Origin of the sequence: Rhodococcus sp. WY5 (genome assembly GCF_018588185.1) — a bacterium.
In the GTDB taxonomy this organism is placed as follows: Bacteria; Actinomycetota; Actinomycetes; order Mycobacteriales; family Mycobacteriaceae; genus Rhodococcus_F; species Rhodococcus_F qingshengii.
Genome location: NZ_JAAMPR010000001.1, coordinates 3,285,064 through 3,304,884 on the forward strand (window position 1 = coordinate 3,285,064; position 19,821 = coordinate 3,304,884).

At 62.3% G+C, this 19,821-nt stretch carries 19 protein-coding genes; 7 read left to right on the top strand and 12 right to left on the bottom strand.

Annotated features, from left to right (window positions below):
* Nucleotides 1-62 precede the first annotated feature (62 nt).
* Nucleotides 63-1,631, top strand: coding sequence for a carboxylesterase/lipase family protein (locus G4D79_RS15400; RefSeq protein ID WP_099698311.1), 1,569 nt, complete (start codon nucleotides 63-65; stop codon nucleotides 1,629-1,631).
* Here G4D79_RS15400 and G4D79_RS15405 read toward each other — a convergent pair.
* Nucleotides 1,624-2,850, bottom strand: a complete 1,227-nt coding sequence (locus G4D79_RS15405) for an MFS transporter (RefSeq protein ID WP_172403525.1) — start codon at nucleotides 2,848-2,850, stop codon at nucleotides 1,624-1,626. The two genes, G4D79_RS15400 and G4D79_RS15405, sit on opposite strands and share 8 nt — an antisense overlap.
* A gap of 161 nt (nucleotides 2,851-3,011) precedes the next feature.
* Nucleotides 3,012-3,281, bottom strand: coding sequence for a GNAT family N-acetyltransferase (locus G4D79_RS15410; protein WP_007726096.1), 270 nt, complete (start codon nucleotides 3,279-3,281; stop codon nucleotides 3,012-3,014).
* Nucleotides 3,282-3,855: 574 nt separating this feature from the next.
* On the opposite strand from G4D79_RS15410, the gene G4D79_RS15415 reads away from it, so the two are divergent.
* Nucleotides 3,856-4,182 carry a hypothetical protein gene (locus tag G4D79_RS15415; protein WP_003941297.1) on the top strand — a complete coding sequence of 109 codons (327 nt, stop codon included), beginning with the start codon at nucleotides 3,856-3,858 and terminating at the stop codon, nucleotides 4,180-4,182.
* A gap of 57 nt (nucleotides 4,183-4,239) precedes the next feature.
* Here the strand turns inward: G4D79_RS15415 and G4D79_RS15420 are convergent, their stop codons facing one another.
* Nucleotides 4,240-4,863 (bottom strand): Type 1 glutamine amidotransferase-like domain-containing protein, encoded by a 624-nt coding sequence (locus G4D79_RS15420; RefSeq protein ID WP_042447910.1) that lies wholly within the window; start codon nucleotides 4,861-4,863, stop codon nucleotides 4,240-4,242.
* Between the two features lie 34 nt (nucleotides 4,864-4,897).
* The gene (locus G4D79_RS15425; RefSeq protein ID WP_064074722.1) at nucleotides 4,898-5,716 is read right to left on the bottom strand and encodes a maleylpyruvate isomerase family mycothiol-dependent enzyme; all 819 of its coding nucleotides are present in this window, start codon (nucleotides 5,714-5,716) and stop codon (nucleotides 4,898-4,900) included.
* Between the two features lie 191 nt (nucleotides 5,717-5,907).
* On the opposite strand from G4D79_RS15425, the gene G4D79_RS15430 reads away from it, so the two are divergent.
* The 4 genes from G4D79_RS15430 (at nucleotide 5,908) to G4D79_RS15445 (ending at nucleotide 10,836) form a co-directional block, all read left to right on the top strand.
* A complete protein-coding gene (locus G4D79_RS15430) occupies nucleotides 5,908-7,446 on the top strand; it encodes an AMP-binding protein (RefSeq protein WP_042447907.1) in 1,539 nt (512 codons plus the stop codon).
* A gap of 527 nt (nucleotides 7,447-7,973) precedes the next feature.
* Nucleotides 7,974-9,083: a Re/Si-specific NAD(P)(+) transhydrogenase subunit alpha gene (locus G4D79_RS15435; RefSeq protein ID WP_003941381.1), complete on the top strand. Its 1,110-nt coding sequence runs from the start codon at nucleotides 7,974-7,976 to the stop codon at nucleotides 9,081-9,083.
* The gene (locus G4D79_RS15440) at nucleotides 9,083-9,406 is read left to right on the top strand and encodes an NAD(P) transhydrogenase subunit alpha (protein ID WP_003941319.1); all 324 of its coding nucleotides are present in this window, start codon (nucleotides 9,083-9,085) and stop codon (nucleotides 9,404-9,406) included. The genes G4D79_RS15435 and G4D79_RS15440 overlap by 1 nt, the downstream gene beginning before the upstream one ends.
* Nucleotides 9,406-10,836: an NAD(P)(+) transhydrogenase (Re/Si-specific) subunit beta gene (locus tag G4D79_RS15445; protein WP_099698310.1), complete on the top strand. Its 1,431-nt coding sequence runs from the start codon at nucleotides 9,406-9,408 to the stop codon at nucleotides 10,834-10,836. Before G4D79_RS15440 ends, G4D79_RS15445 begins: the two co-directional genes overlap by 1 nt.
* A gap of 376 nt (nucleotides 10,837-11,212) precedes the next feature.
* Here the strand turns inward: G4D79_RS15445 and G4D79_RS15450 are convergent, their stop codons facing one another.
* The 5 genes from G4D79_RS15450 to pdhA are packed head-to-tail and all read right to left on the bottom strand — an operon-like array spanning nucleotide 11,213 to nucleotide 16,379.
* Nucleotides 11,213-11,866, bottom strand: a complete 654-nt coding sequence (locus tag G4D79_RS15450; RefSeq protein WP_099698309.1) for a hypothetical protein — start codon at nucleotides 11,864-11,866, stop codon at nucleotides 11,213-11,215.
* 29 nt (nucleotides 11,867-11,895) lie between these two features.
* The gene (locus G4D79_RS15455; protein ID WP_064074723.1) at nucleotides 11,896-13,101 is read right to left on the bottom strand and encodes an MFS transporter; all 1,206 of its coding nucleotides are present in this window, start codon (nucleotides 13,099-13,101) and stop codon (nucleotides 11,896-11,898) included.
* A gap of 10 nt (nucleotides 13,102-13,111) precedes the next feature.
* A complete protein-coding gene (locus tag G4D79_RS15460; RefSeq protein WP_099698308.1) occupies nucleotides 13,112-14,320 on the bottom strand; it encodes a dihydrolipoamide acetyltransferase family protein in 1,209 nt (402 codons plus the stop codon).
* Nucleotides 14,317-15,294 (bottom strand): alpha-ketoacid dehydrogenase subunit beta, encoded by a 978-nt coding sequence (locus tag G4D79_RS15465; protein ID WP_099698307.1) that lies wholly within the window; start codon nucleotides 15,292-15,294, stop codon nucleotides 14,317-14,319. The genes G4D79_RS15460 and G4D79_RS15465 overlap by 4 nt, the downstream gene beginning before the upstream one ends.
* Entirely contained in the window at nucleotides 15,291-16,379 is a 1,089-nt protein-coding gene (gene pdhA / locus G4D79_RS15470; RefSeq protein ID WP_007726109.1) for a pyruvate dehydrogenase (acetyl-transferring) E1 component subunit alpha, read from the bottom strand. The genes G4D79_RS15465 and pdhA overlap by 4 nt, the downstream gene beginning before the upstream one ends.
* Before the next feature lie 221 nt (nucleotides 16,380-16,600).
* On the opposite strand from pdhA, the gene G4D79_RS15475 reads away from it, so the two are divergent.
* The gene (locus G4D79_RS15475) at nucleotides 16,601-17,629 is read left to right on the top strand and encodes a phosphotransferase family protein (RefSeq protein ID WP_099698306.1); all 1,029 of its coding nucleotides are present in this window, start codon (nucleotides 16,601-16,603) and stop codon (nucleotides 17,627-17,629) included.
* Here the strand turns inward: G4D79_RS15475 and G4D79_RS15480 are convergent.
* From G4D79_RS15480 to G4D79_RS15490, 3 genes are read right to left on the bottom strand one after another with little or no spacing between them, the layout of a single operon-like run.
* Nucleotides 17,626-18,075 (bottom strand): thioesterase family protein, encoded by a 450-nt coding sequence (locus tag G4D79_RS15480; protein WP_042447890.1) that lies wholly within the window; start codon nucleotides 18,073-18,075, stop codon nucleotides 17,626-17,628. The genes G4D79_RS15475 and G4D79_RS15480 overlap by 4 nt on opposite strands.
* Entirely contained in the window at nucleotides 18,072-19,310 is a 1,239-nt protein-coding gene (locus G4D79_RS15485; RefSeq protein WP_064112973.1) for a benzoate/H(+) symporter BenE family transporter, read from the bottom strand. Before G4D79_RS15485 ends, G4D79_RS15480 begins: the two co-directional genes overlap by 4 nt.
* A gap of 36 nt (nucleotides 19,311-19,346) precedes the next feature.
* On the bottom strand, nucleotides 19,347-19,820 hold the full coding sequence (locus G4D79_RS15490; RefSeq protein ID WP_003941284.1) for an Lrp/AsnC family transcriptional regulator: 474 nt from the start codon (nucleotides 19,818-19,820) through the stop codon (nucleotides 19,347-19,349).
* Between the last annotated feature and the right edge of the window lies 1 nt (nucleotide 19,821).

The following is a 19,821-nucleotide window of genomic DNA, read 5'->3' on the forward strand; positions in this document are numbered from 1 at the left end:
CGTCCGAGATTGGTAGGTTTGGTCTTGATTGCCACACGCGCGGGTCGGGAGGGGATTCAGACATGGAGACCGACGTTCGACCAAATCTCGGCGAGGACGGAACTCTGGTGATCCGGGCGCGAGGCGGAGAAGCCCGCGGGTATCCGGATGGCGGTGTATTCGCGTGGAAGGGCATGCCCTACGCAGCGGCGCCGGTGGGTGAGCGGAGGTTCCGAGCGCCGCAACCCGCACAGCCGTGGGACGGGGTGCGCGACTGTCGTGAGTTCGGGCCGATCGCGCCGCAAGGCCAGAGTCCGGCGGTTCCGATCGATCGGGCCTTCAAAATCGACGAGGACTGCCTGTCGATCAACGTCTGGGCCCCGCGACCCGACGCCACGCCGCGACCGGTGATGGTGTGGATTCACGGCGGCGCCTACTGCCTCGGATCCGCCGCCCAAACGATCTACGATGGCCGTCATCTGGCTGAAACCGGTGACGTCGTTCTCGTCTCCTTCAACTATCGCGTCGGCGCACTCGGGTTCCTGGACTTGTCTGCATTTTCCACCGCGGATACCGTTTTCGAGTCGAACTGTGGTCTGCGAGACCAGATTGCGGCACTCGAATGGGTTCGAGACAACATCGACGCCTTCGGTGGTGACCCGAGTGCGGTGACCGTGTTCGGGGAGTCCTCCGGCGCAGGATCCATCACGACGCTCATGACCTGTCCGAGCGCCGAAGGTCTGTTCCATCGTGCGATTGCCCAGAGTCCGCCCGCGACCTCCGTCTACGGGGCCGAGCGCGCCAAGACCGTTGCAGAGCGGTTTCTCGAACTGCTCTCGATCGGCCCCGAAGACGCAGGCGATCTGTTGACCACAGATCTGGAACTGCTCGTCAAGGCAAGCGATGATTTGGTCAACGAAATTCCGACCCGGATTCCGGGAACTTTGGCGATGGCACCCGTTGTCGATCGCGATCTGGTGCCGCACTACCCGGTTGCGGCTTTCCAGAAGGGTTACGCGCACCGAATCCCACTGATCATCGGTTCCAACAAGGACGAGGCGTCGATCTTCAAGTTCATGAAGTCTCCGCTGATGCCGGTGAGTGCGCAGTCCGTCGAGGCAATGCTCCAATTACTGGCCGACGATCACCCCGACATCTCGGCGACCAAACTTGCCGAGATCATGTCGGCTTACCCTGACCATGCGAAACCGAGTGGTGCGCTGGCGCTTTCACGGGACGCGGCGTTTCGCATGCCGACCCTGTGGATCGCCGACGCGCACTGCAGGCATTCCCCTACGTGGGTCTACCGCTTCGATCACGCGACGCCGATGCTCAAGGCGGCGCGGATCGGCGCGGGCCACGCGACCGAATTACCTTATGTATTCGGCAATTTCGGAACCCTGAACGTCGACCCCACGTTCTGGCTCGGCGGACGGAAGGCTGCGATGGAGGTGGCCGGCCGTATCCAACGGCGATGGTTGGCCTTCGCCAGGCATGCCGTGCCGGCGGCCCTCGACGGCTCGAAGCACTGGGCGCCGTACGAGGAAGAGAAGCGGTCGACGCTGTTGATCGACTCCGCCGACACGCTCGTCAGCGACCCCGATCACGGACTGCGCGTCGCCTGGGGCAACGACGTGATGGGGTTCAACTGACGTCGGTCGAGTGCCGCGGACGATCGAGTTCGCGAAGCACCGGTAGGGAGGCACAGACTGCGGCGATCAGGATGATCGGAATCGACAGGGCCACAAAGGTCGACGCGATTCCGAGTTGATCGAGCAGCGGGCCGACCGCGAGGTAGCCGAGCGGGCCGGCGGCGTAGGCCGTCGACGTCATGACACCGACGACGCGTCCGCGCATGTGCTCCGGGCTGTGCGTCTGCATGGCGTAGTTGGCGATCGGGCCGACTGGTCCGTAGACGAGGCCCTGCAGTCCGGCAAGTACGAGGATCACCCACAGTGGAGGTAGGAGCGCCATGGCCAGCATCGCTATGCCGAGAACGGCGACGGCAAAAATCATGATCAGCCGCCGGGACATGATCGGCGCCAGTGGGGCGTAGGCGAGAGAGCCGATGATGCCGCCGATCGCCAAGGCCATCAACACCGATCCGAGTTGGGCCGGTTGATCCAACTCTGTGAAGTACACCGGGAACACGACACTCTCCACAGGCATGTAGAGCGCGACGACTGCCATGTCGATCAGCGCCAGGGTGCGCAGCAGTTTGTTGTTCCAGACGAACCGAAGACCGTCGAGTGTGCCGTGCCAGATCGATTTCGGACGGTGTTCGTGTTCGGGCACTCCGGCGCCGGGAAGCCGGATGAAGGCGACCACGACTATCGAGAACACAAAACCTGCCGCCGTGACCCAGAGCGTGTTCACCGCTCCGATCGTTGCGATGAGGACACCGCCGATGCCAGGGCCGATCAGATACGCGACGTTGAAGTTGGCCTCGTACACACTGTTGGTTCGATCGAGCTTCCACTTGGCGGTCCGAGTCGCTGCAGGCAGCATGGACTCCCTCGCCGCCATTCCGGCGGGGTCGAACACGGCGCCGAGTGCTGCCAACGCCGCGATCACCGGGATCGTCAAGCCCGCGGTGGCCGCGATGATCGGAATCGCTGCAACGGACATCGCGGAGAGAGCGTCGGAAATCATCGACGTTCGACGGCGTCCGAACTTGTCGACGAATGTCCCCGAAAACAGGCTCGACACGAGTAGCGGAATGGCTGCTGCGCCGGCAACTATCGCCGCGTCGGTAGCCTTACCGGTTCGTTCGAGAACCAGCCAGGGGAGCACGACGATGGCGATACCGTTGCCGATCGCCGAGAACAGCGTCGCGAGATTGATCAGTGCGAGAGGGAGATAGCTGGGGATAGCTACGTCCGTGGACGCAGGTGGACGCCGATCTGCTGAGGCGACCACGTTCTTTCCTTCCCCGAGATGGTGCCGCCCAGGATTTCGACGACGGCACCATCGACGCTAGCAGCGGGGTCTGCAGGTTCGCGACTGGTTTTTCGCCGGCCGTTCTCGTTCGGTTATGCCTGGTAGACGGGGTTCTCCGCAACAAACTTCTCGACGTACGAGCACGTCGGAAGGATCTTCAATCCCTCGTTCCGGGTCTGATCGAGCGCTTCACGCACCACGATGGCGGCAAGCCCGCGCCCACGAAACTGCGGATAGGTCACCGTGTGGTGGAAATCACGGACGCCGGAATGGTCCGAGTACTCGGCGAAACCGGCGAGTTCGCCGTCGACTCGGATCTCGAAACGCGTTTCCGCGGGATTGTGCGCCACTGTCTCGGTCATCTTCGGGCTCCGTTTCGAAAGGGCGGCCGGTTGCGCCGCGCCGCGTCTGCGTTCTCTGGAGCACGCTACCTGGCAGGCCGTCCGCAATATCGGTTGCCGACGTGGGATCCGTTACTTAGCGCAACTACAACTGGACGACCGTTCAAGGGACCTTCGTCGCCATGGAGAACGAACAAAACTGGTCTGTACGTGCCGATTTGCCCGTACTTTTGTGCCCACAACGGGTGATACATATGCATCACGATCGTAACTATCCCAATATGTGGGACCGGTCACAAAGTTTTTTGTCGTCTGTTCGGATGGATTAAGTGGAGGGCCTGAAACGGGCAAATTGCAGGTCAGCGGCGCGCTGGTTGCGTGTCGATGATGGGTGCGAGTGGCCGGAAACCCCAGGGGTATTGCGTTGGTCATCAGATCGTTTCTCGGACGTGATCCCAAAGACCCGCTCGGGGGGTTAGCGTTTGAATCGTCGGGGATAGAAGAAGCGTTACAACTTCGCCAAAAAAACTTTGGCGTCGCTGCTCAACGGTTCGTTTTCGAGTCTTCGTCGGACAACTTCGAGGAAGGAACGCACATGATTTTCGGGCAGCGTGAGTCGAACAGTTACTTTGCCGCAATTTTTTCGTACGACTTCCTTGACGAAGGTCTGGGATACGAGACCATCGCACGGATTCACCGAGGCGAGATCTGCGAATGGATTCGTGATCTCGAGGCTTCCGGGTTGTTCTCGGCTGCGGAAGTCCATGCCGCTGAACTGGCATGGCGCGAAAATCCACGCCTGCTCCTCGACGCCCTTCTCGAGGACGCTGACGAGGTCTCTGTCAAGCGCTGGGAGATCGCGTGGACGAGGCTCGAGCGTCAGTCGCCGGCAGCCGGAACCGCGGTGGCAGAGCACGGCTGATCCGGTCGGGCCGAGTCGACTGCTCAGTCTGCGTCAAGATCGACCGTCTGCGTTACATCAACGGTCGACGAGTATCACCTCGTGATCTGTAAGCACGGTGAATTGCGCGCCCGCCGTGGTCAGGGCCGCAACCGTCCGCGCAGTCACCTGTGGATCTTCGAGTAGCGAATCGCCGCCGTGCGGCACTATCGCGAAGTCGATCAGCGCGAGCCCGGACCAGATCGGGTCGATACCGCACGTTGGCATGACTTCAGCGGGGTCGTCCGACGCGTCCAGCCCGATCAGAGTCGGAGTCGCCAGGCACGCTCCGGCGCTGTATCCCGCATAGGCCACGACGCCTGAACGAACCAGCATCTCGATGACCCTGTCAGCGCCACTTCGAGCTAGCTGAGCTCGCAGGACGAACGTGTTTCCGCCGCGAACCCACAGGCAGTCGAATTCGCGGAGCCGGAGTTCCAGTGCTTCCGATGCACCCAGGAAGTCTCGGACATCCACTTCCTCTGCGGTGAAGCCCGCTGCCCGTAGCGGAGTCAATTCGCTGGTGACTGCTGAACTGCGGGCATTGGCGGGCCACGAATCTGCAGCCGCGGCGATGACCGCGATGCGAGCGCCGCGGCCTACGAGATCGACAAAAGCCTCGCGGTGGTCGCCGAATCGGTAGGACGAGAGAAACAGTTTCACTTCTCAGTACCTTCGCGACCTACCCACCCAGCCCTCAAATCGTGAACGCCAGATTGTCGACGACGCGTGTGCCCACCGTGGTGTCACCGCGAAGCGAGATGTCGGTTCGGTGATCCGACGCGTGGACGCGGCCACCGGCAATTCGGGTGAAGAGCGGTGAGCTCATCGAGATGGTCGTGGTCGCCGGACCGTCCAACTCCGGGACGAGTGTTGCTCGCGCGTCGACCGAGACGTGAAGTGAACGGGTAAGTGGCCCTTCGAGTTCGAAAGTGATCCGTGCTCCCTCTGGCGCCTTTCCTCGTTTTCCGACGACGAATCCGAGCGCGCTGGTGATTTCGCCGAATGCAGTCTCCGCGCGCAATCCGCCTTCCTCACCCGGAATGCCAACTGCATCTCTGATGTCGAGTTCGTGCATCCAACAGTCGAAGGTCCGAATACGCATGAACCGGCCATAGGGCGCAAGACCGACCGGTGTTTGTGTCTCGGCGTCCCAGTCCGCGCTGGTCATCGAGCGCAGCGCTTCGGTTCGTTCGGCGGTGATCTCGCGATATCGGGTCAGCAGGTCCGAGTGCGGTGTCCGCCGCAGGCCTTCGACCCAGCGCTCGTTGAACGCCGCAATCTCGTTGTGGACGTGGGGCAATGCGTGCACGTCCAGATTGATCGACGGCGGATTGATGCCCGAGAGCAGTGATTCTGTACCGATCAGATGGGACACGATGTCGTGAACCGTCCACCCCGGAAGGTTCGACGGTGCCAACCACTGATCGCCGTCGAGTTCGGCCAGCAGTGCGTCGATGACTCTCCATTCCTCGGTCAATGCGTCGACTACTGAGTCCTGGGGCCAACCACTCATGTGGACATCTCCTGTTTCGGACGGTGCGGTTCTCCTCACTGTATGTCCCGGCGGATAAGTGAGCGGGCATTCCCATGCTTCGAGTCGGTGTCGCCAAACCTCCGAGGGTGGCAGAGTTCCTGTGGTAGACCAGGATTGTCGACGCCGAATCAGGCTCACGCGGCGTTGTCGTCACCGACAGAGGAGTCTTCGTGTTTCCAGGAAATTTTGTCCAGTCCACGCCGGACAAGCCCGCCGTCATTCGCCCTGCGACGGGTGAGTCCATCACCTATCGGGAACTCGACGAACGGTCGACGCAGTTGGCGCGATACTTCCGAAGTGTCGGTGCCAAGCCTGGGGACCACGTCGCTCTCATCTCGAACAACGATCTCCGGGCGTTCGAGGTGTACTGGGCAGCGTTGAGATCCGGCCTCTACATCACCGCGGTGAACTGGCATCTCACGGCTGCGGAGGCTGCCTACATCGTCGACGACTGCGAGGCGACAATTCTGGTGGCGTCGGGGCAGGCGTCCGCAGCAGTTCCGTTGGACGAGAAGCTGATTCCACGCGTGCGGCACCGATTGGTGTACGGCGGCGCCCTCGAGGGCTTCGACGACTACGAAGACGCGGTCGATGCGCAGTCCACTGCTCCACTCGACTCGCAGCCGCGTGGGGCTGACATGCTGTATTCGTCGGGAACGACCGGCAGGCCGAAGGGGATCAAAGGAGATCTCCCGGAGGGTGAGGTGAACACCACCATGGATCCGTACACCGCGGTGTTCGCACCGATGTACGGGTTCGATTCCGACACAGTCTATTTGTGCCCGGCTCCGGTCTATCACGCGGCGCCCCTGCGTTTTTGCGGCGTGATCAATTCGGTCGGCGGAACCGTGATCTTGATGGATGCATTCGAAGCCGAAACCGCGCTGGAGTTGATCGGTAAATACGCTGTGACGCACAGTCAGTGGGTACCGACGATGTTCGTTCGAATGTTGAAACTTCCGAAGGAGACCCGTGATCGTTACGACGTCTCGACGGTGAAGGTCGCCATTCACGCTGCTGCTCCCTGCCCGCCCGAAGTGAAGACGGCAATGATCGACTGGTGGGGGCCGGTGATCTACGAGTACTACGCCTCGACCGAGGGTTCGGGCGCTACCTTCATCAACAGTGAGCAGGCCTTGTCGCATCCGGGTTCCGTCGGGCGTGACGGAGTGATGGGGATCGTGCACATCTGTGACGACGCCGGGCGCGATCTTCCGGTCGGCGAGATCGGTACCGTGTTCTGGGAGCGGGAGACTTTGCCGTTCCGGTACCACAATGATCCCGAGAAAACGGCTGCCGCGCAGCATCCGGATCATCCGACGTGGACGACGAGTGGAGATATCGGCTATATCGACTCCGAGCGTTTCCTTTATCTGACCGACCGCGCCGCGTTCACGATTATCTCCGGTGGTGTGAATATCTACCCACAGGAGTCCGAGAACATCCTTACTTTGCACCCGAAGGTGTTCGACGTGGCGGTCATCGGTGTTCCCGACGAAGAAATGGGTGAGCAGGTCAAGGCGGTTGTCCAACTAGCGGAGGGAATCGAGCCTGGTGCCCATGTCGCCGAGGAATTGCTGGAATACGTTCGCAGTCAGGTCGCACATTTCAAAGCTCCGAGAAGCATTGACTTTGCCGACGAATTGCCTAGGACCGCTACAGGAAAGCTCGTCAAGCACAAGTTGCGGTCTCAATATGTGAGCAATTGATGCTCTAGTGAAATGCTAGGACATCAGAGTAATTCTGCGAGATAGTCGGCAAGGACCTGCGCGTGACCGTATGGCAGGTCCTTGCTTGCTGTCAGTAGAACAACGGGTCGAGCATCCGAGGCCGGTGCGAGGCGTACTGCAGGTTTTCGCGTTTGAGGCCGCGTGGCCGGAGTCGGTCTACGCGGAGTCGGACGGCGTTACATTCGGAAGCCGGTTCGTAAACTCGCTCGACGGTGATTATTCGGCGCGTCATTCTGATGCCTTTACGTCTTTCGGCCGTTTCAAATAGTGGAATAGTCCGCCATTCCGGTGTGATCGACCTCACAGTAGGCTTCTTCAGGTATGTCCAAACATACTGTTCGGACTCGATTCAGATGGAGAAAGTGCGTCGTCGGTTTCCCTACGCCGCGTTAACTCTGGCTACTATCAGTCACCATTCACCCAAAAGCGGGTCATCTTCCGCTCATCACATGCTGGTTGCCGCTCGTCGCAGCAGGCGAACCACCAACCGCAGAAGGTAATGGAAAATGGAAACATCGAAGAGCGCACAAGTGCGTCCGTCGGTCGGCGTCCCTCGAGAATCGAGTGATGGTGAGCGTCGGGTCGCATTGGTGCCGAAAATTGTGTCCGCTTTGATCGGCAAGGGTGTCGACGTAGTCGTCGAGTCCGGGGCCGGTCTCGGGGCGTTGATTCCCGACGAGTTGTACACCGCTGCCGGCGCGAAGATCGGCGATCCGTGGACTGCTGACGTGGTGGTCAAGGTTGCGCCTCCGTCGACAGAAGAGATCGCCCGGATCAGTACCGGCGCGAAGCTCATCGGTTTCCTGAATCCGCGTAATGCGGACAACCGCATCGCCGAGTTGAAGGCCGCCGGCATCGAGGGATACGCCGTGGAGGCGATTCCTCGTATCTCCCGCGCGCAGGTGATGGACGCGTTGTCCTCGCAGGCGAACGTGTCCGGGTACAAGGCTGTTCTGTTGGCAGCATCGGAGTCGACGCGGTTCTTCCCGATGCTCACCACCGCTGCGGGCACGGTGAAGCCTGCGACGGTTCTGGTCCTCGGAGTGGGTGTGGCAGGTCTGCAGGCGCTGGCGACAGCCAAGCGTCTCGGTGGCCGCGCTACCGGGTACGACGTGCGTCCTGAGGTCGCCGACCAGGTGCGTTCGGTGGGTGCACAGTGGCTCGACCTCGGAATCGATGCGGCGGGCGAGGGTGGATACGCCCGCGAGTTGACCGACGACGAGCGAGCGAAGCAGCAGCAGGCACTCGAAGACGCGATCAAGGGCTTCGACGTTGTGATCACCACAGCTCTGGTTCCGGGTCGTCCCGCGCCGCGCCTGGTGACCGCTGCCGCGGTCGAAGGCATGAAGCCGGGCAGTGTCGTGGTCGACCTCGCGGGTGAAACCGGTGGTAACTGCGAGCTGACCGAGCCGGGTCAAACCGTCGTCAAGCACGGCGTGACCATTTGCTCTCCGCTGAATTTGCCGGCGTCCATGCCGGAGCATGCGTCCGAGTTGTACTCGAAGAACATTTCCGCGCTGATCGAACTCATGTTGGTGGAAGGCGCCTTGGCGCCTGATTTCTCCGACGAGGTTCTGGCCGGTGCGTGCGTCACCCGTGAAGAGAAGGGCGCCTGATGTACACATCACTTCTGGCGAACATCGCGATCCTGGTGTTGTCCGGGTTCGTCGGTTTCGCTGTGATCTCCAAAGTTCCGAACACCCTGCACACCCCGTTGATGTCCGGTACGAACGCCATCCACGGCATCGTCGTCCTGGGCGCGTTGGTCGTCCTGGGCAAGGTGCACGATCCCTCGATCGGGTTGCAGATCATCTTGTTCGTCGCGCTCGTCTTCGGAACCGTGAACGTTGTCGGTGGTTTTGTCGTCACGGACCGCATGTTGGCGATGTTCAAGGCCAAGCCGGCCGCCAAGTCTGTGTCGAAGGATGGTGACCAGTAATGGAATACCTGGTCAATGCGCTCTACATTGTCGCGTTCTCGATGTTCATCTACGGCCTCATGGGTCTTACCGGCCCGAAGACCGCAGTCCGCGGCAACCAGATCGCCGCGATCGGCATGCTCATCGCCGTCGTTGCGACTCTGATCTCCATTCGTGATGCGGAGATGGGGAACTGGATCCTCATCGCTGCCGGCCTTGTCATCGGTGTCGTGCTCGGCGTTCCGCCGGCGCTCCGCACGAAGATGACGGCCATGCCGCAGTTGGTGGCACTGTTCAACGGTGTCGGCGGCGGCACGGTCGCGTTGATCGCGTACGCGGAGTTCCTGGACTCGGACGGTTTCACCGCATTCCAGCACGGCGAGTCGCCGACGGTACACATCGTCATCGCTTCGCTCTTTGCCGCGGTGATCGGATCGATCTCCTTCTGGGGCAGCGTGATCGCGTTCCTGAAGCTGCAGGAAACTCTGCCTGGTCGTCCGATCGGAATCGGCAAGCTCCAGCAGCCGCTCAATGCTCTGCTGCTCATTGCCGCCGTCGCGTTCTCGGTGATCATCGGTATCAAGGCGATCTCACCGGAAGGCCCGACCAGCTCACTGTGGATCGTCGGCGTGCTCGTGCTCTCGGGCATCCTCGGACTGATGGTCGTGCTGCCCATCGGCGGCGCGGACATGCCCGTCGTCATCTCGCTGCTCAACGCTCTGACCGGTTTGTCAGCTGCTGCTGCAGGTTTGGCGCTCAACAACCAGGCGATGATCGTCGCCGGCATGATCGTCGGTGCTTCGGGCACCATCTTGACCAACCTCATGGCCAAGGCCATGAACCGGTCCATCCCGGCCATCGTTGCCGGCGGCTTCGGTGGTGGTGGCGGTGAAGCCGCATCCTCCGACGGCGTCGTGCGCACGGCAAAGGCGACCTCGGCCGCCGACGCGGCCATCCAGATGGCCTACGCCAACCAGGTCATCGTCGTACCCGGATACGGACTTGCCGTCGCGCAGGCTCAGCACGCGGTCAAGGACATGGCGAAATTGCTCGAGTCGAAGGGCGTCGAGGTCAAGTACGCCATTCACCCGGTCGCCGGCCGTATGCCCGGTCACATGAACGTTCTTCTCGCAGAGGCGGATGTCTCGTACGACGCGATGAAGGAAATGGACGACATCAACGACGAGTTCTCTCGTACCGATGTCACCTTGGTGATCGGTGCGAACGACGTCACCAACCCGGCCGCGCGCAACGATCCGAGCTCACCGATTCACGGAATGCCGATCCTCAACGTCGACCAGTCGAAGTCCGTCATCGTGCTCAAGCGCTCGATGAACTCCGGTTTCGCAGGTATCGAGAACCCACTCTTCTTCGCCGAGGGCACCTCGATGCTCTTCGGTGACGCCAAGAAGTCGGTCTCCGAAGTAACCGAGGAACTCAAGGCGCTCTAGCGCTCGAGCTCGGAAGGGGCGTCCACTCGCAGCTGCGAGTGGACGCCTTTTTTCGTGGCCGTGTGTTGCAAAGATGTCGTGTGATGCAACGACTTCTTGTGCTGAAACGACAAAGGCGCCTGCTCCGAGACGAAACTCGGAACAGGCGCCTCTGGCGACGTTTTACGGAACCTCGGGGGTTTCGGGGTCGGAAGAGAAGCCGGAAAGTAGTTCGATCAACTTCTGGATCAGTTCGAGCGGGTTCAGATCTTCGAGGCTCACGGTAAAGACTCCTTCGCTGTGGAACTACTTGATTCGGACATTTCAGAACATACGTCATGTCCAACCGTGGCGGGAGAGCTATCGGCGAAAATCTCTGAATCCCAAAGATTTAGGACTAAAGTCGGATGCTTCGGTGCCTGGAGAACGCGATGGCTGCCGTATCTGGGCGCAGCTCTTCACGTTTCGCGGCGATGGGCGATCGTGCCATCAAAATGGCTGCGGCACAGGCCCATACCAGGGTGATCAGAATGCCAGCTATCACTCCGAAAAGGCCGCTCAGCTCGGCGGCGAGCGCGCTGGCACCGATCGCAGCAACTCCGACGAATCCGAGCCCGGCGACCACCGGACGCCACTGCGGGGCGGAGATCAAGATCGCCGAGCAGTACAGCGCGGTCGCCGCTGCGACGTGACCGCTGGGCAATAGGTCCTGGGGAACATCGGGGAGCCAGGAACCGAATGCCGCGTTGGTGAGATTGGCGCCCATTCCGAGGAGCAGGATCGCGCCGATGCCGTATGGCAGTCCGCGGACCATCGAGACGACGGCCAGAGCGGTAGTGGCTGCGAGTACAGCGGTGACGTCGAATCGGCCTACCGTCCACTCGGCAAGTGCGCGCACCTGTTCCGGGACGCTCAAACCGGGCGAGGTGGGTCGCACGAAATACAAGACGCCCAGCGCTACGACGGCGATCGCGGCAAGGACGAGGACGCGAGTGGTTGTGGAGGGAGCGGGGTGCTGGGTGGAGGTCGAGACGGTCACGAGTACCAGCATCCCTGTTGAGTCTGTGCCGATCGTGAGGATCAGCTGTGAGGTCTGTAGGCGGTCGGAGAATCGCGCCGAACGACACCCGCACAACCCGCTGCGACCAGGACGCATGCAAACGGGATCAACATTGCTGTGGTGAGAGGCACAAGCTTGGTGACCCAGCCGATGGTTGCCGGCCCGGCGAGGAATCCGATGTATCCCATGCCGACGACGCGAGACATGTTGGTACCGGCCGAACCTGAGCCCAGATTTCCGGCCGTGGTGAAGATCTGCGGAATACATCCCGACAGGCCGGCGCCGAACAGTGCCCAACCGAGCAACGTCAGTGGTAGCCAGCCGGATACCACGACGGTCAGCATGCCGACGGACGACAGCAAAGCGCCGTAGCGAACCACTGCCACCGGGCCTACCGCCGCGCTGATCCGATCCGCGGTGAACCGGCCGACGGTCATCATGGCGGAGAATGCGCCGAACGACAGTGCGGCAACGGCATTCGAAACACCGAGATCTTCCTTGACCTGCAGCGCGCTCCAGTCGTTTGCCACTCCCTCGGCCAGCATCAGAACAAAGGCGAGGGTTCCGAGGGCAAGTACGCGAGCCGAGAATCTGCCGTGTGTCTTTCCGGTAGTCGACGCGGTTTCGGCATGCACGTCGACGTGAGGGAGAAGGGGTCGCGAGCACAACCAGACTGCCAGCAAGCCGATTGCCGACGCGATGCTGAGCGTGACATACGGCGGAAGATCCAGTGCGAGAGTGCCGAATCCGATGACAGAGCCCAATACGCCACCGACCGAGAACATGCCGTGAAAGGCCGCCATGATCGGGCGCCGGTACAACTGTTCGGCCTCGACGGCCTGCGAGTTCATCGACACGTCCAACGCGCCGTTCGCAAAGCCGAATACAACAAGTGCAGCGCCCAGTTGCCAGGTGTTCGTGGCAAACCCCGGGCCGAGAGTGGCGAATGCCAGCCCGCTACCCGCCAGGACGACCATGCGTCTGCTGCCGTATCGATCTGCGAGCGGGCCGCTCAACTGCATGCCGGCAATGGCTCCGACTGCAAGAAGGAGAAGAAGTGAGCCGAGCGTCGAGTGACTGATCCCCACTCGGTGTTCGATGGACGGGATGTGGACGACCCACATCGCGAGGAGAAATCCGTTGATGCCGAAAATGCCGAAGATGCCGGCGCGGGCGCGCACCAGGGCGGAGGTGGGGACTGCGCGGTCGGTGGGGTTGACGCTCACTCGTTCCTTTCTACAGGTGAGTCAGCAACAGGTCCGGGTTCGCGAGCATCTCTGCGACAAATGAGAGGAATCTCGCGGCCTGCTCACCGGTCAGCACGCGGTGGTCGAACGTCAACGTCAGTGTCACGACGCTCCGCACTTCGATCTTGCGCTCGATCACCCACGGACGCTCGCTCACCGAGCCCAGACAGAGAATGACGGCTTCTCCCGGATTGAGAAGCGGAATGCCGCCGTCGACGCCGAAGACTCCGACATTTGTGATCGTGACGGTGCCACCCGTCAGGTGACGGACGTCCGTATTTCCCTCACGGGCAGCGACGGTCAGTTCGGTCACCGCGCGTGCGAGCTGGACCAGGCTCAGGGTCTGGGCGCTCTTGATGTTGGGCACGGACAGTCCACGTTCGGAGGCGACGGCGATGCCGAGATTCACGTCATCGTCGACGGCGGCGTCGCCGCGGGCCTCGTCCCAATGCGCGTTCACCATCGGGTGCGAGGCGACGGCGGCCACCATTGCCTTGGCAGCGAGAGTCAGCGGAGTGAGGGACAGTCCGGTGAACGCCTCCGAGGAACGGAGCCTGCCGAGCAGTTCCATCGAAGGCGTGACATCGGCGGTGAGGAAGACGCTGGCCTGCGGAGCGCGGACGCTGGCAACCATCGCCGACGCCATCTGTTTTCGTATGCCGGACGAGGCCAGGCGTGTCGCGTTATCCGAAGGCGCCTGCACGGTAAGCGCGTCTGCGACGTCAGCTGCGGTGACGGCGCCGTCGAATCCGCTGCCGGTGATTTCGCTCAGTTCGATGCCGGCTTCGCGGGCCGCGCGCCGCGCCGCGGGTGTTGCGGGCTGTCGTTCGGTATTCGCCGCGGATTGCGAGTCCGGCGTGATCTTGCTCCGTCGGCGGCTCGGTCTCTCGGCCGCGGGTCCGTATCCGACCAGCACGCTCGGAGACTGTGAATCACTTGGAGACGGTGAATCTGCAGGCTCCTCGATACGGATGATCGGAGTACCCACCGGAACGGTAGTGCCAGGTTCGACGAGGAGTTCTCTGACAACGCCGACGTAGGGCGACGGCAGTTCGACAAGAGCTTTGGCTGTCTCTACCTGGGCGAGAACTTGATTGAGTGCCACAGTGTCGCCGACGCCGACCGTCCACTCGACCAGATCGGCGGACGTCAGGCCCTCGCCGAGATCCGGCAACCGGAATTCGTGCCCTGTACTCATGCTGCCAGCGCCCGGTCGAGTGCTGCGAGGATCCGGTCGGCGTCCGGAAGGTGAAAACGCTCGAGCTTGGCGGGCGGGTAGGGGATGTCGAATCCGCTGACCCGCAGGATCGGTGACTCCAACTGATAGAAGCAGTGTTCCGCGACGTGTGCTGCGATTTCGGCGCCGACGCCGAGAAACTTCGGAGCCTCGTGGACAACGACCAGCCGGCCTGTCTTGTTCACCGACGCCTCGATCGTGTCGAAGTCGACGGGGGAGAGTGAACGCAGATCCACCACTTCCAGATCATGGCCCTCTTCTTCGGCGATCCGCGCGGCGTCGAGTGCGGTGGTGACCATGGATCCGTACGCAACCACTGTCGCGTCGTTCCCCGAGCGGGCGACGCGAGCACGGTGGAGCGGAAGCTCGGGCGCAGCATCGGTATTCACGTCGGCGGTATCCCAGTAGCGCCGTTTGGGTTCGAGGAATATCACCGGGTCGTCGGCCGCAATGGATTGGCGGATCATGTGAAAACCGTCGATCGGATTGCTCGGGTACACCACCCGCAGTCCCGCGGTGTGAGCGAAGTACGCTTCCGGCGACTCCGAATGATGTTCCACCGCACCGATTCCGCCGCCACTGGGAATCCGAATCGTCAGTGGCGCAGATGCAGCGCCTCGGGTGCGGTACTGGATCTTGGCCACCTGCGAGACGATCTGATCGAAAGCCGGGTAGACAAACCCGTCGAATTGAATTTCGCAGACCGGACGATATCCGCGCAAGGCAAGACCGAAAGCTGTTCCCACGATCCCTGATTCGGCGAGGGGCATGTCGATCACCCGGGTGTCGCCGAAGTCCTTCTGCAGGGCGTCGGTAACCCGGAATACGCCGCCGAGACGGCCGACGTCCTCGCCCATGATGACAACGCGACGATCGTCTTCGAGTGCGCGTCGAAGGCCGGTGTTGAGCGCGGTCACCAGATTCATGACGGTCATGACGAAGCCCCTTCCAGGCTACGGAGATACGCGCGATGCTCTTCGCGTTCAGCGTCGATCAGTGGGTGTGCCTCGGCGTAGACGTGATCGAAGAGCGCTGACGGGGGCGGATCGGCGAGCGCGATGGTTGCGCGTCGCAGTCCAGCGGCGACGTCGTCGGCGGCTGCCGCGATGGTGCTGAGTTCGTTTTCTCCGAGAAGATCGCGACGGCCGAGGAGCAGACGCATTCGCTCGAGCGGATCGCGGCTTCTCCACTCCGACATATCCGTATCGGTGCGGTACCTGCTCGGATCGTCGGAGGTCGTGTGCGGGCCCATTCTGCAGGTGATCGCCTCGATGAACGTCGGGCCGCTGCCTTCGCGTGCGCGATTGAGCGCCGAGCGCGTCACGGCGAGCACGGCAAGGACGTCGTTACCGTCGACGCGGATCGCGGGGATGCCGTAACCGATTGCCCGATGTGAGATGGGCGTGCGTGACTGGAGGGATACCGGTTCACTGATTGCCCACTGGTTGTTCTGGCAGAAGAAGACAACGCCGACACGGAAACTGGCGGCAAATCCCATCGCCTCGGCGATGTCGCCCTGACTTGTGGCGCCGTCGCCGAAGTACGCGATCGTTGCGATCTCGGCGCCGTCCAGGTGTGCGCCGAGTGCGTATCCGGTGGCGTGCAGCCCTTGGGAGCCGACGACGATCGCCGGATTGGTGACATTGAATTGTTCTGGATCCCAACCGGAATGGGAGATTCCTCGCCACATGGTGGTCAGCAATTCGGGGGGAACACCCCGGCAGTACGCGACGGCATGTTCGCGGTAGCTGGTGAACGCGAAGTCGTCTGGGGCGAGCGCTCTCGCGGAACCGACCTGGGCGGCTTCTTGGCCTAGCATCGGAGCCCACAAACCGATTTCGCCTTGACGCTGCAGGGCAACAGCTTCGGTGTCGATTCGGCGACTCACGACGAGATCGCGATACAACGACAGCAGTTCGTCAGGCCCGATGTCCGTTATCAGGCGGTCGAATTCGGGACGGCACACCCGTGCGCCGTTCGGTTGGATGAGTTGGACCGGATAATCGAGGTTGTCGATCATCTTCGCTCACCTCGGTTTCTGCTCATGCCCGGCGCGCCTCGTGAGTACGCCGCACAATCCCGATGTGTCGTATGCAGTTGTCGCTCTACCATCAGGATCCCCCTGATTGGGAAATCCGCAAGTATTTTCACTGCCGTATCAAGACCTGAACTGCGAACTGGCGAGTAACAAACGTGTCGGTACGGCCAACCGATCGGACTTCAACCGCTAGCATCGGTGCGGTGACTGCAGTCGGTTTGAACGAAGAAGCTGTTTCCGCGTGGATCGCCGAACTGGGGGTCGGCGCCACGACACCACTGACTTTCGAGAGGATCGGTAACGGGCAATCGAACCTGACCTACTCCGTGACGGATGCGGGCGGAGGACGGTGGGTACTGCGCAGACCTCCACTCGGCACGTTGTTGGCGTCCGCGCACGACGTCGTTCGCGAGCACCGCATCCTGTCGTCGCTCCAGGGAACCAAAGTGCCGGTTCCGAAGATCCTCGGCATCACGGAAGATCCGGAGATCACGGACGCTCCGCTGGTCCTCATGAGCTACATCGACGGCGTTGTGATCGACGGCGTTCCGGTGGCTCAGAAGTTGACCGAGGACGAGCGTCGCGCGGTCGGCTTGGCGATGCCCAAAACCCTCGCCAGCATCCACGGAGTTGACCTGGAAGAGACCGGGCTGGACGACCTGGCCAGCCGCAAGCCCTTTGCCGAGCGTCAGCTCAAGCGGTGGTTGGCGCAGTGGGAGAAGTCCAAGACCCGCGATGTTCCGGATGTCGACCGATTGGCCGAGATTCTGCACCGAAACATTCCGGAACAGAACGAAGTGACGTTGGTTCACGGCGACTTCCACCTCAACAACGTCATCACCGATCCGGCCGAGGGGCGCATCGTTGCCGTCGTCGACTGGGAGCTGTGCACGTTGGGGGAGCCGCTCGCGGACCTCGGTGCGCTACTCGCGTACTGGCCGGAAGCCGGTGACAAGGTTGCCGGTCCGTTCATGGCGTCCACGCTGGAAGGCTTCCCGAACCGTGACGAGCTGGTCGCTGCCTACGTCGAGGCGACTGGCCGCGACGTGTCAGCGGTCGGATACTGGCACGTACTCGCTCTGTGGAAGCTCTCGATCATCGCGGAGGGCGTGCTGCGACGTATCCTCGACGATCCGCGCAACAAGGCCGAGCACGGCGGCCCGACGGTCGCGCTGATCGACGGAATCGTTGCACGCGCCGTCTTGACGGCAGATCAGCTCGGTCTGAGCTAGTTTTCGGTCAAGGTCCCGGCTGCAGATCTGATGGCCGCCGGGATCTCCACCGGCTTACGGGTGTCGGCGTCGACGTAGACGTGGACAAAGCGGCCGGTGGCAGCGGGTTCCCAATTGCCACCGTCGACCTCGTGGAATATCGCCAGGGCGTAGACGATGCTCTTGGTGCCCAGCTTCTCGACGGAGATACCCACCTGCAACTGCTCGGGGAACGACAGTTCGCTCAGGTACCGGCACGACGTCTCGGCGACGACGCCGATGGCAGGCAGGGTGCGGATGTCGGTTCCAGTGGAAGACATCAGCCAGGCGTTGACCGCGGTGTCGAAGTACGAGTAGTAGGTCACGTTGTTGACGTGGCCGTAGTGATCGTTGTCGTCCCACCGCGTCGGGACGGGCCAGAGAACGGGAAACTCGCTGATCGACGGGGGCGTCTGCGCTGTGCTCACGGCTTCGACTGTAGTGAGGACTTTCGCGAGAGTGGGGGCAGGGTGGTGCCCTGTAGGACTGCACGCACGATCAGCCCCACCAACAGTGCCCAGAATGCCGATCCGATTCCCAGGATACTGACCCCGGATGCGGCGATCAGAAACGTGACCACGGCGCCTTCACGTTCACTCGCCTCGCTCAGCGCCGACGTGAGGGCGCCGGCAAGCGTTGCCAGGAGCGCCAGTCCGGCAACAGTTTCCACGACTCCGGCCGGTGCGGCGGCTACCAGAGCGGCCACCGCGGCCGCGCCGGCAGCGAGAACGAGATACGCCCAGCCTGCGGTGAAGGCAGCGATCCATCGACGTTTGGGATCCGGATGTGCGGTGGGGGCGGCGGCCAGGGCTGCGCTGATCGCCGCGAGGTTGATCGCATGGCCACCGGCCGGTGCGCCGACGATGGTGCCGATACCCGTCACGATCATCGACGGTCGCCAGGGAACGGTGTATCCGAACGAATTCATCACGGCCACACCGGGAATGTTCTGCGAAGCCATCGTGACGATGTAGAGGGGAATCGCAATGCCGATCATTGCCTGCCAGGTCCACGACGGCGCGGTGAGATCAATGCGGGGAATCATGGCGCCGGCGTCGAGCACTCGATCCGACGTGACGAGGCTGATCCCGATCACGACCGCTGCTGTGAGAAACGCGAGCGGAACCGCCCATCGCTTGGAGAAGCGCTGCGCGGCAAGCCAAACCAGGATGACGGGCGCGACCGCTGCGGGGGCGTCCCGGACGGCGATGATCGGCGCCAGGCACAACGGCATCAGAACCCCGGCGAGCATCGCCTGCGCGAGGGGCGTCGGGATTGCCGAGATGATCCTTCCGAGCGTCGGCCACAGTCCGGTCAGAACAATCGCGATTCCGACGACGATGAATGCTCCGACCGCCGCCGGCCACCCACCCTCGACGGCTCCCGCGCCGGCGAGCAGAGCGGCACCGGGCGTCGACCAGGCCAGGGTGATCGGCATCCGATACCGGCGTGAGAGCCAGAGCATTCCCAACGCTTGGGTCACACACAGAACCAGCAGTCCGGACGCCGCCTCGGTCGCGTCCGCGCCGACAGCGGCGAGGCCGGTGAGGACCACCGCGAACGAACTGGTGAAGCCGACGAGGGCCGTGACGATGCCTGCGCTCATCGGTTGCGAGTTGCTGCGAACGGCTTCCGGTTCGGTGGTATCTGTGGAGTCCGACATGGTCAGTGATTCTGCCCGACCCGCTCGAGGCCCGATTTACCTGTCCGGTCGGATGGGTGAGGTGACCGCTTTGCCGTAGATGAGGTGCGTTTGGGCGTGCCAGACCTCGGGATGTGCGGCGAGGTGGTCGATCAATACCCGTTGTAGATGAGCGCTGTCACGGACCGCGACGTGGAGGAAGAAGTCCTCGGGCCCCGAGACGTTGAAGAGCGCAAGCGTTTCCGGCAGCGCTAGCGCGTCGGCGGTGAACCGGTCGACGAGGTCGCGGCGGTGTGGTCGCAATTGAACGGCGATGATCGCCTGCATCGACCGGCCAACGGCTGCCGGATCGACAACCGCATGGATGCCGCTGATCGTGCCGTTGGCGCGTAGGCGTCGTACGCGCTCGTGGCACGAGGACGTCGCCAAGCCGACTCGATCGGCCAACACCTTGTTGGTGATCGACGCGTCGTTCTGCAATTCGGCCAAAATCTTCCAGTCCACCGGATCCAGAGGCTCATTCTTCGTCATC

Coding starts and splice junctions, on each gene's coding strand:
- G4D79_RS15460 (WP_099698308.1), bottom strand. CDS start 14,320: ATGAGTACAGGGCACGAATTCCGGTTGCCGGATCTCGGCGAGGGCCTG.
- G4D79_RS15465 (WP_099698307.1), bottom strand. CDS start 15,294: ATGACCGTCATGAATCTGGTGACCGCGCTCAACACCGGCCTTCGACGC.
- G4D79_RS15425 (WP_064074722.1), bottom strand. CDS start 5,716: ATGAGTGGTTGGCCCCAGGACTCAGTAGTCGACGCATTGACCGAGGAA.
- G4D79_RS15435 (WP_003941381.1), top strand. CDS start 7,974: ATGGAAACATCGAAGAGCGCACAAGTGCGTCCGTCGGTCGGCGTCCCT.
- G4D79_RS15410 (WP_007726096.1), bottom strand. CDS start 3,281: ATGACCGAGACAGTGGCGCACAATCCCGCGGAAACGCGTTTCGAGATC.
- G4D79_RS15440 (WP_003941319.1), top strand. CDS start 9,083: ATGTACACATCACTTCTGGCGAACATCGCGATCCTGGTGTTGTCCGGG.
- G4D79_RS15400 (WP_099698311.1), top strand. CDS start 63: ATGGAGACCGACGTTCGACCAAATCTCGGCGAGGACGGAACTCTGGTG.
- G4D79_RS15450 (WP_099698309.1), bottom strand. CDS start 11,866: ATGCTGGTACTCGTGACCGTCTCGACCTCCACCCAGCACCCCGCTCCC.
- G4D79_RS15415 (WP_003941297.1), top strand. CDS start 3,856: ATGATTTTCGGGCAGCGTGAGTCGAACAGTTACTTTGCCGCAATTTTT.
- pdhA (WP_007726109.1), bottom strand. CDS start 16,379: ATGATCGACAACCTCGATTATCCGGTCCAACTCATCCAACCGAACGGC.
- G4D79_RS15485 (WP_064112973.1), bottom strand. CDS start 19,310: ATGTCGGACTCCACAGATACCACCGAACCGGAAGCCGTTCGCAGCAAC.
- G4D79_RS15490 (WP_003941284.1), bottom strand. CDS start 19,820: ATGACGAAGAATGAGCCTCTGGATCCGGTGGACTGGAAGATTTTGGCC.
- G4D79_RS15445 (WP_099698310.1), top strand. CDS start 9,406: ATGGAATACCTGGTCAATGCGCTCTACATTGTCGCGTTCTCGATGTTC.